Source organism: Pseudoduganella lurida (genome assembly GCF_007830455.1).
Taxonomy (GTDB): domain Bacteria; phylum Pseudomonadota; class Gammaproteobacteria; order Burkholderiales; family Burkholderiaceae_D; genus Rugamonas; species Rugamonas lurida.
This window is the reverse complement of the sequence record NZ_VLLB01000010.1, coordinates 89,799-103,797: the sequence shown is the minus strand read 5'-3', so window position 1 is coordinate 103,797 and position 13,999 is coordinate 89,799. Positions and strand designations below refer to the sequence as shown.

Genomic DNA, 13,999 nt, shown 5'->3' with positions numbered 1-13,999 from the left:
AGTGGTGGTTTTGTCCTTCGATCGTAACAAGCGGCTCATGCTGTCCGCCGGCGCGGCCGGTGCCCTGGCGGCGCTGATGGCGGCGTGCTCCACGACGCCCACGCGTCCCGTCCGCCCCGCCGGCACGCCGGCCGCCGGCCCCGTGCCGCATCCGGAACCGCCGCGCTACACGGGCGAGCAGCCGCCGGCCGCGCCGCGCGAATTCCGCGCCGCCTGGGTGTCCACCGTCGCCAATATCGACTGGCCCAGCCGCAGCAACCTGCCGCCCGCGAAGCAGCAGGCCGAAGCCATCGCCATCCTGGACCGCGCCAAGGCATTGAACCTGAACGCCATCGTGCTGCAGGTGCGTTCCGCGGCCGATGCCATCTATCCGTCGCAGCTGGAACCCTGGTCCGAATACCTGACGGGCAAGCAGGGCCGCGAACCGCAGCCGGCCTGGGATCCCCTGCAGTTCTGGATCGCCCAGGCCCATGCGCGCGGCATGGAGCTGCATGCCTGGTTCAATCCCTACCGCGCGCGCATGAACACGAATCGCGCCACGCTGTCGAAGGACCACATCGCCAACACCAATCCGCAGGCCGTCAAAACCTATGGCAAATTCCTGTGGATGGACCCGGGCGAGGAATCCGCTTCGGCGCACACGCTGGGCGTGATCCTGGACGTGGTGCGCCGCTACGATATCGACGGCGTGCACATCGACGACTATTTTTATCCGTACCCGATCGAGGCGCCGAATGCCTCGGGCGGCGAGACGGCCGCGCTGGACACGCCGGCGTGGCAGAAGCCGGAGCTGCCGTTCCCCGACCAGCCATCGTGGCAGCGCTACGTGGCCGGCGGCGGCACGCTGGACCGCGCGGCCTGGCGGCGCCAGAACGTGGACCGGCTGATCGAGCAGATCTATCTGGGCATTCGCCGCGAGAAGTCCTGGGTGAAGTTCGGCATCAGCCCGTTCGGCATCGGCCGGCCGGACCGCCGCCCGCGCGGCATCGCCGGCTTCTCGCAGTACGACAAGCTGTACGCGGATGCCGAACTGTGGCTGCAGAAGGGCTGGCTGGACTACCTGGCGCCGCAGCTGTACTGGCCGATCGCCCAGGCGCCGCAGGCCTATCCCGTGCTGCTCGACTACTGGCTGGCGCAGAACACGCGCGGCCGCCACATCTTCCCCGGCCTGTTCACCAGCCGCGTGGCCGATGGCAGCGCGAAGCCGTTCGGGAACGACGAGATCGTGCAGCAGATCGACGTCACGCGCACCCGTCCCGCCGCACAGGGCCACGTGCACTTCTCGATGGTGGCGCTGATGCAGAACCGGGGCGGCCTGTACGACAAGCTGCGCACGCAGAACTATCAGAGCGCCGCGCTGGTGCCGGCCTCGCCATGGCTGGGCGATACGGCGCCCGAGGCACCGGTGGTGGCGGTCAAGCGGGGCGACCGGGCGCTGAACGTGGCCCTGGGCACGTCGAAGAACGCCGTGTCGTATGCGATCTGGGCCCGCTACGGCGATGAGTGGCGCTTCACGGTGTCGCCCGCCACGAAGAACGAGATCGTGCTGGCGGACGTGGGCGGACTGCCGGCGCGCGCCGTGGTCGTCACGGCCGTCGACCGGCTCGGCAACGAAAGCGCGCGCGCCAGCGCGAAACTGTAATGGACACGACGGGCGCACCGGGCCTGGGCATCGATGCCGGCGGCACGCAGACGCGCTGGGCGCTGGCCGATGCCGCCGGCACGGTGCTGGCCGAGGGACACGTGGCCGGTGCGTCCGCGCTGCAGATGGCCCACCCGGCCGGCCGCGAGCAGTTGCGCGTCACCTTCGGCATCCTCGCGCAGCAGGTGCTGGCATACGCCAAGCCCGGCCGCATCCACGCGGGCCTGACGGGCTTCGGCGGGGAGAGCGGCGTGCTGGCCGCGTGGCTGGCCGAATTCCTCGGCGTGGCGCCGGAACACGTCACCGTCTGCAACGATATCGAGATCGCCTACCTGGATGCCTTCGACCCGGGCGCCGGCTACCTCGTCTACGCGGGCACCGGCTCGATCGGCGCCTACATCGACGACACCGGCGTGCTGCACCGCGCGGGCGGCCGCGGCGTGACGCTCGACGATGGCGGTGGCGGCTTCTGGATCGCCCGCGAGGCGATGCGCCGCATCTGGCGCCGCGAGGATGAGGCACCCGGCGCCTGGCGCGAGTCGCCGCTGGCCCAGGCCGTGTTCGACCACGTGGGCGGCAGCGACTGGTCGTTCTCGCGCCAGTTCATCTACACGCGCGCACGGGGCGAAATCGGGCAGCTGGCGCTGGCCGTGGCGCAGGCCGCCGAGCGCGATGGCGAGGCGCGCGAGATCCTCACGCAGGCCGGCGTGGAACTGGCGCGGCTGGCGCAGGCGCTCGTGAACCGCTTCGGCGCCCGTCCCGTGGTGCTGTCCGGCCGCGCGGCTGCACTGCATCCGCTCATCCTGCAATCGATGCGCGCTACACTGGCGGCATCGGTCGCGCTGCAACAGAAGACTGCCCGTCCCCATGCCGCCGCGGCGCGGCTGGCGGCGCGCCCGCAACCCTGAACGCCAACGCCAACGCTAACGCCAACGCTTACCAACACGATGATGACGAAACTCCTGCTTGCCTCCCTGTGTGCCGCCGCGCTGGCCGGCTGCGCGACGACGCCTTCCACCCCGACCGGGGCCACCGGCACCACCGCGCCGGCCGCGGCGGCAAAACCCGCACCGACGCCGCTGTACCAGGTGGACCGTTCGCTGACGGCGAAGGGCCAGGCGCCGCGCGTGCGCTTCATCGTGCTGCACTACACGGTCTCCGACCTGCCCCGGTCGATCATGCTGCTGACGGAGCGCGAAGTCAGCGCGCACTACCTGCTGACGGACGAGGCGCAGCCCAAGTTCTACGCGCTGGTGGACGAGAAGGACGTGGCCTGGCATGCCGGCCTGTCGAACTGGAAGAACTTCACCAACCTCAATTACAGCTCGCTGGGTATCGAGATCGTCAATCCCGGTTTCGTGGAAACGCCGGATGGCCGCCGCCAGTACTACCCGTTCCCGCAGGCGCAGATCGACAAGCTGATCCCGCTGCTGAAGGACATCGTGGCGCGCTACAAGGTCGCCCCCGAGAACATCCTGGCGCATTCCGACATCGCGCCGCAGCGCAAGCAGGATCCCGGCCCCCTGTTCCCGTGGAAGCAGCTGGCCGATGCGGGCCTGGTGCTGTGGCCGGATGCCGCCCAGGTGGCCGTGCAGCGCATGAAGTACGAGGCGGCCGTGCCCGATGCCGTGTGGTTCCAGCAGAAGCTGGCGCAGCACGGCTACGCGGTACCGCAGACGGGCGTGTTCGACGAGGCCACGCACAACGTGATCGTGGCGTTCCAGACCAAGTACCGCCAGGCCAACTACGACGGCGTGCCGGATGCGGAAAGCGCGGCGATCCTGGATGTGCTGACGATGCCGAAGCCGGCGCCGGTCTCTGCTCCGGTCCCTGTACCTGGCTCCGCGCCCGTGCCGGCGGCGCCGCCGGTGCCGTCGGAAGCCGTGGCCCAGCCCTGAGGTCACCATGCGCCTGCGTCACATCGAGGTGTTTCACGCGATCATGCAGGTGGGGACGATCAGCGGCGCGGCGCAGGTGCTGCACATCTCGCAGCCCGCCGTGACGAAGGTGCTGCAGCACGCCGAACTGCAGCTCGGCATGCCGCTGTTCGAGCGGGTGCGCGGCAAGCTGCATCCCACGCCGGAGGCGCACCGGCTGTTCGCCGAAACGGAAAAGCTGCACCGCGACCTGCAGGGCATCCGGCGCCTTGCGGCCAGCCTGAAGGGGCGCGCCGTCGAGACGATCCGGCTGGTGGCCACCCCGACGCTGGCCGTTTCCGTGCTGCCGCAGGCGATGAGCGCGTGGCGCCGCGAATTCCCCGCCACGCGCTGCGAGCTGGCCACCCATCACACCAACGAGATCGTCAACATGCTGCGCCTGGGCGAGGCCGATTTTGCCGTGTCGCTGCAGGATCCGCGGCATCCCGGCATCGTGGCCGAAGCGCTGGCGCACGGCGCGATGACGGTGATTGCGCCGCCCGGCACCTGGCATGACGAGGAAGCGGGGACGCCGCTGTCGCCGGCCGGCCTGCGCGGGGAACTGATCGGCTACGCGGACAACGATCCGCTCGGCGAACTGGTGGTCTCGGCCTGCGAGGCGCAGGAAGTGCATCCCGTGTTCCGCACCGTCGTGCAGACCTACCAGATCGCCCGGTCGCTGGTGGAAGCCGGTGGCGGCATGGCCGTGGTGGATCCGTTCACGGCGGCGTCTTCCACGCGGGTGCAGCGCCGACCGCTGGAGCCGGCCATCGGCGTGCAGCTTTACCTGCTGACGGCCGGCCACGCGCCACTGTCGCACGGGGCGCGCCGGCTGGCCGACAGCGTTGCGCAGGCGGCCCTGGCCTGCCTGGCGACGCCGGGCATGCGATGAGTCCCGCATCATGAGCTTCACCATCACCAGCGAAGAAGTCCCCGGCAGCCCGGACTTCCGGCACCTGTCGACGATCGCCGGCATCGCCGTCGACCTGCGCTACGCGGGCCGCGACAACTTCGTCGGCCGCGACCTGTACTCGCCGCTCGACTGCGCCTGGCTGCACCGCGAGGCGGCCGAAGCGATCGAACGCGCCGTCGCCTGGCTCGCGCAGTACCGCCCCGGTTGCACGCTGCTGATCCTCGATGCGCTGCGTCCGCACCGCGTGCAGGAACAGCTGTGGGACGCACTGGCCGACACCGGCCTGCGCATGTACCTGGCCGACCCGGCGCGCGGCTCCATTCACTCGTTCGGCATGGCGGTCGACGTCACCATCCTCGATGCCGATGGCCGCGAGCTGGACATGGGCACCGGCTTCGACGACATGACCCACGCCTCGCATCCCGTGCTGGAAGACGAGATGCTGGCCAACGGCACCCTGAGCGCAGCGCACATCGCCAACCGCCAGCTGCTGCGCGACGCGATGTTCCAGGCCGGCTTCGTCGGCATCAACAGCGAGTGGTGGCACTTCGATTGCGGGGATCGGGTGCGGGTGCGGGCGGAGTTCGTACGGGTGCTGTAGCCGCGGTCACGAGACGTGATCGGGTCCATGGTGCCAGGTGCTGCCATTTTCATTTTTACGTAGTTTTCACGGCACGTGAAAATATAAATCAATTGAAAATTCCAGCGACTGTCCTGCTACATCGCACTCCCCGCACTGCTGTTGGCCACCCAGTCCACCAGCGCATCGACGATCCCCCGTCCCACGCCGTTGCCCGCATTGTCATGATTGACGATCGCCACGACGATGCACTGCTCGCCGTTCGCATCCGGCACGTAGCCGGCCAGTGCCACCGTGCCCTTCATCGTGCCCGTCTTGAGGCGGGCGCGCGAGGCGGCGGGGCTGGCGGCCAGGCGGCGGCGCATCGTGCCGTCGATGCCGGCGATCGGCAGCGCGGCCTGGAACTCCGGCGCCCACAGCGAATCCTGCGCCGCGGTCAATAGCGCGGCCAGCTGCACGGGCCGCACGCGTTCGATGCGCGACAGGCCGGAGCCGTTCTCGATCACCAGGCCGCTGTCGTCGATCCGGTGGCGTTTCAGCCAGCGGCGCACCACCCCTTCGGCACGGGCCTGCGTGCTGGCCACTACGCCCCGGTCACCTTCGCTGCCCTGGGCAGTTGCTTTGCCGTTGCCATGGGCCGCCATCAGCATCGCCAGTTGTTCGCCGGCGGGCAGCGGGCGGCTGCCCAGCACCGGGTCCGGTTGCAGGCTGCCCAGCGACAGGTACAGCGTGCGGGCCAGCGCGTTGTCCGACATTTTCAGCGTATCCCGCACCAGTTCCGGCAGCGCGCGCGACACGTGTTCGGCCAGCAGGCGCGTGCCGCTGTCGGCCATCGCAGTCGCAGTGCCGTCAGCGCCGATTGCGCCCTGGGCCACCGCGGCGGCGGTGACGGCCGACGTGTGCGCCGCCAGGTCCACCGTGCGCGTGCGGCCGGCGATCGTGCCGCCCAGCCGCTTCCACGTCGTGCGGAACAGCCGGTCGGCATAATCATCGCGATCGAGCACGTTCACGTTGTACGACTGCCTGCAGTGGCGCGGGAAAGTGCCCTTCAGGACGACCGCGATCCGGCCGCCGTCCCTGACCACTTCCGGCGTCTTCCAGCCGTCTTCCCATTCGGCGCAATCGCCATCGACGAGCGTCTGCGCCGAGCGCACCGTCACGCCGTCCAGCGCCGGCAAGGCCTGCACCTGCACCCCGCTGGCAGAGGACTGCAGGTCCAGCCGCTGCAGGTTCAGGTTCAGCAGCAGTGCATCGGGGATGATGTTGTAATACGACTCGGGCGATTCGTCGAATGGCGGCTTGCCCAGGTCCGTGCGCGCCGGCTGGAACAGCTGGCGGTCCAGCACCAGGTCGCCCGCGACCTTGCGGATGCCCTGGGCGCGCAGGCGTTCCAGCAGGTGCGTCAGCGCGTCCTCGTTGAAATCGAGGTCGGCGCCGCCCCGCAGTATCAGGTCGCCCTTCAGCACGCCGTTGGCGACGGTGCCGCTGCTGCGCAATTCGGTACGGCCCCGGAACGTGGGGCCCAGTTCCTCCAGCGCGACGATCGTGGTGAACAGCTTGATCGACGATGCGGGCCGCATCAGCTGGTCCGCTTCGTTCGACACGAGGATCGTGTCGCCGCGCAGCACCACGGCGCCGATGGCATTTTCGGGAATGCCGGCAGCGGCGGCAAGGCGCGCAACGGCGTCGGGCAGTTCGGCACGCGCGCTGCCAAAGGCGAGTAGGGAGACGAGCAGCAGATGGCGTAATTTCATGGGGCTACCTTAACCGAAGAACACGTAGGCCACGCAGATCGCGGCGATCACGCCGGCCAGGTCGGCGATCAGGCCGCAGGAGATCGCATAGCGCGTCTTGCGGATGCCCACCGAGCCGAAATACAGCGCCACGATGTAGAACGTGGTGTCGGCCGAGCCCTGGAAGATGCAGGCCAGCCGGCCCACGAAGGAATCCGGGCCGTAGGTCTTCATCGTGTCGATCATCATCGCCTTCGAGCCGCTGCCGGACAGGGGCTTCATCAGCGCGGTCGGCAGCGCCGGCACGAAGTCGGTGTTGAAGCCCAATGCCGAGAACAGCCATTCGAAGCCGCTGACGATGAAGCCGAACACGCCCGCGTTGCGGAACACGCTGATCGCCACCAGCATCCCGACGAGATATGGAATCACCGTGATCGACGTCTGGATGCCGCCCTTGGCGCCTTCGATGAACGCGTCGTACACATTGACCTTCTTGCGCAGCGCGCCCACCAGGAACACGGTGATCACGCCCATCAGCACGAGATTGCTGACGACCTTCGACACCGTCTCGATCTCCGTCTTCGACAGGTAGTTGGTGAAGTACCAGATCATCGCCACGATGGCCGCCGTGATGCCGCCCATCCAGGACAGCAGCACGGAATCGAACAGGTTGATGCGCTGGCGGATCGACACGGCGATGATGCCGGCCACGGTGGCGACATAGGTGGCGATCAGGCAGGGGATGAAGATGTCGGAAGGATCGGCTGCGCCGAGGATCGCGCGCTGCGCCATGATCGCCAGCGGGATCAGCGTCAGGCCGGAGGTGTGCAGCACCAGGAACATGATCTGCGCGTTGCTGGCCGTGTCCTTGTCCGGATTGAGCGTCTGCAGGCTTTCCATCGCCTTCAGCCCGAATGGCGTGGCGGCGTTGTCGAGGCCCAGCAGGTTGGCGGAAAAATTCATCACCATGTGGCCGGTGGCCGGATGGTCCTTCGGCACCTCGGGGAAGATGCGCGAGAAGAACGGCGAGATGACCTTCGCGAACCAGCCGATGGCGCCGGCCTTTTCGCCGATGTTCATGATGCCCAGCCACAGCGTCATCACGCCGGCCAGCGGCAGCGCGATGTCCATCACGCCGCTGCGCGCCGATTCGAACGTGCCGTCGATGATCTTCTTGAAGATCTCCGTATCGCCGAGGAAGATCCACTGGGCCAGCGCGGCCGCGAAGCCGACGAGGAAGAAGCCTGACCAGATATAGTTTAATGACATGGGGGCGAATCCTGACTGTTGTGCTGCGATTTTGCAGGCAAAGTATAGAGCCCTGCATGAAAGATTGCGGTGCGCGCATGAGAAAAAGTTATGGCTGGCGCGCGCCGCCCCGCTCCTTTATGCTCACGGCACATGAACCGATTCCGTACCCTTGCCGCCGCGCTGCTCCTGGCCTGCGCCCCGCTCGTCCATGCCGAACCGAAGGTGCTGCACGCGCTGCTCTCGACCGGCGAAACGGGCCTCGATCCCGCCGTCGCCTCCGACCTGGCCAGCCTGTCGCTGCTGGAAAACCTGTTCGACCCGATGCTGCGCTACGACTACCTGGCGCGGCCCGTGAAGCTGGTGCCGAACACGCTGGTGGCGATGCCCACCGTCGATGCGGCCGGCACCACGTGGACGTTCCGATTGAAGCCCGGCATGCACTTCGCGCCCGACGCCGTCTTCGGCGGCAAGCCGCGCGAGGTCACGGCGGCCGATTACGTGTACACCATCCAGCGCCTGTACGACCCGGCACTGAAGTCGCCCTGGCTGTTCCTGTTCGAGGACAAGCTGCTCGGTGACGAAGCCTACAAAACAAGGTTCGATTACGCCACGCCGATCGCAGGCCTGCGCGCCCTCGACCAGTACACGCTGCAGATCCGCCTGAAGGCACCGGACCCCAGCCTGCTGTTCTATCTCGCCTTGCCGGCCACCGGCGTGGTGGCGCGCGAAGCGGCGGAAAAGTATGGCAGCCAGCTGGGCAACCACCCGGTCGGCAGCGGTCCCTTCACGCTGGGCGAATGGAAGCGCAGCGACCGCATCACGCTGCTGGCCAATCGCGACTACCACCAGCGCGAGAACGGAACACAACTGCCACTGGTCGACCGCGTGGAAGTGAAGATCATGGAGGAGTACCAGTCGCGCGTGCTGGGCTACCTGAACGGCGAATTCGACTACATCGAGCAGGTGCCGGAATCGATGCGCGACCTGGTGCTCGATCCCGCGTCGCCGCGGCCGGTGCTCAAACCCGAGCTGGCCAAACGGGGCATGGTGCTCGACCCGTTCCCCGTGCTGCAGACGTACTACCTGTGGATGAACATGGAGAACCCGGTCATCGGTGGGTACACGCCGGCCAAGGTGGCGCTGCGCCGTGCGATCGCCATGGCCTACGACAGCGCGGAGGACATCGCGCTGTTGAAGAAGGGCCTGGCGATTCCCGCGCAGACGCCGCTGCCGCCCAATGTGCTCGGCTACGACCCGGCGTACCGTAGTCCGGTGCGGCACAACCTGCCGCTGGCGCGCGCGCTGCTGGAGCGCTACGGCTACCACGTCGGCAAGGACGGCTACCGCACCCTGCCCGGCGGTGCGCCGCTGCTGCTGACGATGCACAGCGAGCCGTCGATGGTGGGCCGCCTGCGCGACGAGTTGTGGCGCAAGACCTTCCAGTCGCTCGCGCTGCGCGTCGAATTCAAGACGGACAAGAAGACGGAGATCATCAAGGCCTCGCGGCTGGGCAAGGTGATGATGTTCGAGACGAACTGGGTGGCCGACTTCCCCGACGGCGACAACTTCTACCAGCTGCTGTATGGCCCGAACGCGGGCCGCGCCAACTACGCGCGCTTCAACCTGCCCGCCTACAACGTGCGCTACGAAGCGGCGCAGCGCCTGTCCGACAGTCCGGCACGCACGAAGCTGTACAACGAGATGGCGGACCTGGTGCACGCCTACACGCCATGGGTGCTGCTGACGCATCCGATCTCCGCCGACATCCGGCAACCGTGGCTAAAAAACTACACGCGCCATCCCGTCGCGTTCACCAACTGGCGTTATCTGGATCTCGACCCATCCCGCCGGGCCCGCGTGGCTACAATGAGCAAAAAATAAATGCCGACGAGTCATCGCCCTGTCATTCCCTTCGGTTATGGCAGGGCGAGCATTTTTCATTGGCTGGCGCATTTTGCAAGGCGCTAACCTGAACCGGCCAGGATAGGGACTGCCACGACAGTGCCAACTGGCCGGCCATGGGCGCGCCGGGAGAGCGAAGGCCGGCGGGCGCCTGCCACCACAATCATCGGGAGAAGTACGTGAAGGTCAAGAAACTGGCGCACATGGTGGCGCTGATCGGCATTGCAGGTCCGGCCATCGCACAGGACGCGCCCATGCAGCGCGTGGAAATCACCGGCAGCAGCATCAAGCGCGTGGCGAAGGAAGGCGCGCTGCCCGTGCAGACGATTACGTTCGACACCATCCAGAAGGCCGGCGTCACCGATACCGAGAGCCTGATGCGCCTCGTGTCGGCGAACGGCACGGGTGCGGACAATATGACGTCCGGGAACAATGTGTTCGGCGCGGATGCCGACCGCACGTCCGGCGGCGCCTCGTTCGCGTCGCTGCGCGGCCTGGGGCCGAACGCCACGCTGGTACTGCTGAACGGCCGCCGGCTCGGCAACAACGGCGGCAGCGGCAAGGCCGTCGACCTGAACTCCATTCCACTGGCGGCGATCCAGCGCGTCGAGATCCTGAAGGACGGCGCCTCCGCCATCTACGGCACCGATGCCATCGGCGGCGTGGTCAACTTCATCCTCAAGACCGATTACGAGGGACTGGAAGCTTCCACCACCCTGAACGGCACGGAGGAGGGTGGCGGCATGCAGCGCCGCTACACGCTGCTGGGCGGCCTGGGCAACCTGGAGACGGATGGCTGGAACGTGATGGCCACCGTGTCGCGCGAGGTGAACGACAAGCTGTCGTCCAGCCAGCGTGATTTCGCCAACGGCTACCAGCCGGGCCGCGGCCTGTCGCCGGATACCACCGGCACGCCGTATGCCAACATCCTCACCGGTGCCGGTTCCGCACTGGGCACCGGTTTTAAAATGCCGGGCGACGCCACCACGTACCTGCAGGCCGGCCTTCTGAGCCTGCAGGGCAAGTGCGATTCCGTGCCCGGCATGTCGCAGTACGCCAGCGAACTGTGGACCAACGTCACGCCCATCACGCGCACGAAGTACTCGTGCTCGTACGACTACGGCGGCGACTATGTGATGAGCTTCCCGGTGGAGCGCACCACCGGCGTTTCGCGCGGCACGTTCAAGATCAACAGCGATCATCGCGTGTACGTGGAGGTGCTGGGCTCGCGCACGGAAGCGACGGCCGAACTGACGCCGATGCAGATCTCTACCACGCTGGCCGCCGGCAACGCGTATCCCGTCAACGGCCCGTACTACCAGGACCTGTCGCCGTACATCGCCAGCTACGACAAGACGAAACCGATCCTGTACAAGTGGCGCGCCAACCCGTTCGGCAACCGCACGCAGGGCGTCACGATGGACAACTACCGTGCCCTCGTCGCGGCGGAAGGCACGCTGGCCGGCAAGTACGACTACAAGCTGGGCCTGTCGAAATCGGGCAGCAAGGCGCAGGTCGACCTGCTGGACGGCTACGGCTGGACCAGCAAGATCAATGCGGCGCTGGGCAGCGGCATCATCAACCCGTGGGTTGCGCCGGGCGCGTCCCAAACGCAGCAGGCCACGGACCTGATCGAATCGACCAAGTACTACGGCGCCTTCCAGCACGGCCGCACGACGATGACGCAGCTGGACGGCTCGATCTCCGGCGAAGTGTTCAACCTGCCGGCCGGCGCGGTGGCGATGGCCGCCGGCTTCGACCTGCGCAAGGAAACCTACGGCTTCGCGGGCGACGTGGATGCCACGCAGATCCTGCTCTCGCCGGGCAATGCCAACCTGCCGGAAGCGTCGCGCTACGTGCGCGCCGTGTATGCCGAGGCGCTCGTGCCGATCCTGAAGGACCTGGAAGTGCAGCTGGCGATCCGCCGCGACAACTACAGCGTCGTGGGCGCCACCACGAATCCGAAGATCGCGTTCCGCTACCAGCCGACCGACTGGCTGCTGCTGCGCGGCTCGGCCAATAAAGGCTTCCTGGCGCCGAGCTTCGCGCAGCTGTATGCGGGCCGCCTGTCGCAGGAGCTGCCGAACGGCGTGATCGACCAGGAAGGCTGCGCGAAGAATCCGGGCAATCCGGACTTCTGCGCCATCCCGCGCCTGGACTACAACACGGGCGGCAATCCGGCGCTGCGCCCCGAAACGTCGAAGCAGGGAACGCTGGGCATCGTCATCGAGCCGTTCAAGAATTTCTCGGCATCGTTCGACTGGTGGGCCATCAACATCAAGGACCGCATCCTGAACCGCACGCCGCAGGTGGTGCTGACGAACTGGCAGTACCTCAACCAGTACATCATCCGCGATCCGTCCACCGGCGCGATCGACCATGTGGAGGCGGGCTGGATCAACGCGGCGGGCCTGAAGACGCGCGGCGTGGACGTAGGTCTGCGCTACGACGGCAACTACGCCGGCTACAAGTATGCCGCGGTGCTGGACGGCACCTACATGGACAGCTTCAAGTTCGCCGAGTTCGAAGGCCAGCCGTACGTGGAAGAAGTCAGCATGTTCAACACGCGCGACGTGTACCTGCGCTGGAAGCACACGGCCAGCTTCACGGTGTCGAAGGGCGACTGGAGCGCGCTGCTGCTGCAACGCTACGCATCGGGCTACAACGACCAGGTGCCGAACGGCGGCAAGAGCGGCTTCCCGGCCGGCTTCGATCCGCGCGTGCACCACTACACCAAGTACGACCTCTCGGCCACGTACACGGGATTCAGGAACACGACCATCACGGCCGGCATCCAGAACCTGTTCGACGAAGACCCGCCGTTCACGGCACACAATGTGGATGAAGTGGTGGGCGCCGGCTGGGATCCGCGCGTGGCCGATCCGCGGGGCCGGGCGCTGTCGGTCACGCTGAAGTACAAGTTCTTCTAAGTTGACGCATTTGCCGAACCCTGGGCGGCGCGGCTTCGGCCGCTCGGTGGCCGCTCTGGCCGCATCGGCCACCGCCATGGTCTCCGCCCCGGCGGTGGCCGCTTCTTCACGCACGAAACCGATGGCGCTCCTCAAACCTCCGCGGCTGCTGCCGGGCGACACCATCGGCCTCGTCACGCCGGCCGGGCAGGTGTCGCAGGCGGCGATCGACAAGGCCATCGCCAACGTCCGCGCGCTGGGCTACGACGTGAAGCTGGGCCGGCACCTGGCGGAGGTGTACGGCAATTACGCCGGCAGCTGGCAGCACCGGCTGGCAGACCTGCACGGCATGTTCCTCGATCCGGACGTGAAGGCGATCTGGGCGATCCGCGGCGGCTCCGGCGCCATGCAGCTGCTGCCGCACCTGGACTATGCGCTGATCCGCAAGCACCCCAAAATATTCGTCGGCTATTCCGACATCACGGCGCTGCACCTGGCGATCGGGCGGCACGCCGGGCTGGTGACGTTCCACGGCCCCGTGGCGATGTCGTCGCCCTCCGACTACGCCACCACGCACCTGCTCAACGTGCTCACGTATCCGGAAAACGAGTACGTGATCCCGATGGCGGTAGAAAACAGCCGCCTGGCCGCCAACGAGCCGGGTCACGAACACTTCGCGCTGCGCACCGTGGTGCCGGGCATGGCGACGGGCCGGCTGGTGGGCGGCAACCTGGCGCTCGTCAGCGCGCTGGCCGGCACGCCCTATGCGGCCGACATCAGGAACGCGCTGCTGTTCCTGGAAGAGGTGAACGAGGAACCGTACCGCGTCGACCGCATGATGATGCAGCTGGACATGAACCAGCCGTTCGGCAGCGCCTCCGGCATCATGCTGGGCATCTTCGAAGGCTGCGGCCCGGCCGACGACGGCCCGTCGCTGACGCTGGACGAAACCACCGACCAGCACCTCGCGCCCCTGCATATCCCGGCCGTGACCGGCTGGTCGTTCGGCCACATCCGCCACCAGTTCACGCTGCCGATGGGCCTGCAGGCACGCATGGATACCGGGCGCCAGACGCTCACGCTGCTGGAGCCTGCGGTGCGCTGACAGGGCGCGCCCAGCCGGGCGTCATCCCGGCAAGAGGCTCGCTAGAAT

General features: G+C 67.4%; 10 protein-coding genes. 8 read left to right on the top strand and 2 right to left on the bottom strand.

All coding sequences use genetic code 11. The features are described from left to right. Nucleotides 1-4 precede the first annotated feature (4 nt). The 5 genes from IP91_RS22200 to IP91_RS22180 are packed head-to-tail and all read left to right on the top strand — an operon-like array spanning nt 5 to nt 5,072. Nucleotides 5-1,642: a glycoside hydrolase family 10-like protein gene (locus IP91_RS22200; RefSeq protein WP_229474829.1), complete on the top strand. Its 1,638-nt coding sequence runs from the start codon at nt 5-7 to the stop codon at nt 1,640-1,642. Next, entirely contained in the window at nt 1,642-2,550 is a 909-nt protein-coding gene (locus IP91_RS22195; RefSeq protein WP_145652074.1) for an N-acetylglucosamine kinase, read from the top strand. The genes IP91_RS22200 and IP91_RS22195 overlap by 1 nt, the downstream gene beginning before the upstream one ends. 39 nt (nt 2,551-2,589) lie before the next feature. After that, the gene (locus tag IP91_RS22190; protein ID WP_145652072.1) at nt 2,590-3,540 is read left to right on the top strand and encodes an N-acetylmuramoyl-L-alanine amidase; all 951 of its coding nucleotides are present in this window, start codon (nt 2,590-2,592) and stop codon (nt 3,538-3,540) included. Between the two features lie 7 nt (nt 3,541-3,547). Further along, on the top strand, nt 3,548-4,450 hold the full coding sequence (locus IP91_RS22185; RefSeq protein WP_145652070.1) for a LysR family transcriptional regulator: 903 nt from the start codon (nt 3,548-3,550) through the stop codon (nt 4,448-4,450). Nucleotides 4,451-4,460: 10 nt separating this feature from the next. Then, nucleotides 4,461-5,072, top strand: coding sequence for a M15 family metallopeptidase (locus tag IP91_RS22180; protein ID WP_145652068.1), 612 nt, complete (start codon nt 4,461-4,463; stop codon nt 5,070-5,072). A 116-nt stretch (nt 5,073-5,188) separates the two neighbouring features. On the opposite strand, the gene IP91_RS22175 is transcribed toward IP91_RS22180, so the two are convergent. Next, the gene (locus IP91_RS22175; RefSeq protein WP_145652066.1) at nt 5,189-6,805 is read right to left on the bottom strand and encodes a D-alanyl-D-alanine carboxypeptidase/D-alanyl-D-alanine-endopeptidase; all 1,617 of its coding nucleotides are present in this window, start codon (nt 6,803-6,805) and stop codon (nt 5,189-5,191) included. 9 nt (nt 6,806-6,814) lie between these two features. Then, a complete protein-coding gene (locus tag IP91_RS22170; protein ID WP_145652065.1) occupies nt 6,815-8,053 on the bottom strand; it encodes a spore maturation protein in 1,239 nt (412 codons plus the stop codon). Nucleotides 8,054-8,185: 132 nt separating this feature from the next. Between IP91_RS22170 and IP91_RS22165 the strand changes: the two genes are divergently transcribed. The 3 genes from IP91_RS22165 to IP91_RS22155 all read left to right on the top strand — a co-directional run bounded on the left by IP91_RS22165 (nt 8,186) and on the right by IP91_RS22155 (nt 13,951). Next, a complete protein-coding gene (locus tag IP91_RS22165) occupies nt 8,186-9,916 on the top strand; it encodes an ABC transporter substrate-binding protein (RefSeq protein ID WP_145652064.1) in 1,731 nt (576 codons plus the stop codon). 200 nt (nt 9,917-10,116) lie between these two features. Continuing rightward, nucleotides 10,117-12,867 carry a TonB-dependent receptor domain-containing protein gene (locus IP91_RS22160; protein WP_145652063.1) on the top strand — a complete coding sequence of 917 codons (2,751 nt, stop codon included), beginning with the start codon at nt 10,117-10,119 and terminating at the stop codon, nt 12,865-12,867. A 10-nt stretch (nt 12,868-12,877) separates the two neighbouring features. Further along, entirely contained in the window at nt 12,878-13,951 is a 1,074-nt protein-coding gene (locus tag IP91_RS22155; RefSeq protein ID WP_229474827.1) for a S66 peptidase family protein, read from the top strand. Nucleotides 13,952-13,999: the final 48 nt, after the last annotated feature.